The sequence below is a fragment of the Clostridium sp. HV4-5-A1G genome (genome assembly GCF_900184915.1).
Lineage (GTDB): Bacteria > Bacillota > Clostridia > Clostridiales > Clostridiaceae > Clostridium_B > Clostridium_B aromativorans.
In genome coordinates this window covers 1-508 of sequence record NZ_FXYI02000396.1, presented here as the reverse complement: position 1 = coordinate 508, position 508 = coordinate 1, and the positions used below count along the sequence as shown (strand labels likewise).

The following is a 508-nucleotide window of genomic DNA, read 5'->3' as shown; positions in this document are numbered from 1 at the left end:
GTCCTAAATGCAGCACACACCATGACAGGGATATAAACGCCAGCAAAAATCTGCTGAAATTAGCCATATAATTTTGGTAATACACTGAGGTTGGTTCGACCTTTAGAGTTTAGGTAAACTTGTTCCATTAGGAATATTGACTAAGAAGCCATCCACTTCTATAAGTGGTGGTAGTTCACTGAGAGATTAAGGTAAATTGTTGCATCTATGAAAAAACAGCTATATAATATGAAGGGTGCTTGTTTTACAAGAAATATTTTAGGAGTATAGCTCAATTGGGAGAGCATGCGATTCATATCACAAAATTGAATAGGTACATGGGCCTGTAGCTCAGTTGGGAGAGCGTTCGGTTCGCATCCGAGAGGTCGAGAGTTCGAATCTCTTCAGGTCCACCATGTACGGGAAAATCTGAAAAGAGATTTTTCCGTATTTTTTTTGTATTCAGAATACCACAGGTTTTACCTGTGGTTCTAAAAAGCTTATAGCTATGAGTAGAAAAAAGAAAAAC

General features: G+C 38.0%; 1 tRNA gene. It reads left to right on the top strand.

Features of this window, described 5'->3' with window-relative positions:
• Positions 1–319: 319 nt before the first annotated feature.
• Positions 320–395, top strand: a tRNA-Ala gene (locus J5G60_RS18735).
• Positions 396–508: the final 113 nt, after the last annotated feature.